Genomic DNA, 374 nt, shown 5'->3' with positions numbered 1-374 from the left:
GGTCCAAGTACCATCGGCGCTGGAGGGCTTAACGGTCGTGTTCGGGATGGGTACGTGTGGAACCCCTCCGCTATCGCCACCAAACAGGATTTTCTCAGCTTACGCTTCTCGAAAATCTTCGGAAAATCTATAAACTCTTCGCGTTTGCTTGGGTTCAACACCGAAGTGTGAATCAAGAAACAAGCGTTTAGTTTTCCTCAAGGATTTGCTCCCTGAAAACTAGATACGAAACAATCTTTGCGATTTATATAGCATATGCTTTCGAAGTAGCTTTCCTTCAGAAAGCTTTTAGGATAAGCCCTCGACCGATTAGTACTGGTCAGCTCCATGCATTGCTGCACTTCCACCCCCAGCCTATCTACCTCGTCGTCTTC

Annotated in this window: 2 rRNA genes; both read right to left on the bottom strand. The window is 47.1% G+C overall.

The annotated features are described in order from the left end of the window. Positions 1 to 84, bottom strand: a 5S ribosomal RNA gene (gene rrf, locus KJS58_RS25060); the annotation flags it as partial. A gap of 205 nt (positions 85 to 289) precedes the next feature. After that, positions 290 to 374 (bottom strand): 23S ribosomal RNA (locus KJS58_RS25055); the annotation flags it as partial.

Source organism: Paenibacillus sp. J45TS6 (assembly GCF_018403285.1).
In the GTDB taxonomy this organism is placed as follows: Bacteria; Bacillota; Bacilli; order Paenibacillales; family Paenibacillaceae; genus Paenibacillus.
This window is presented reverse-complemented; position numbering and strand designations above follow the sequence as displayed.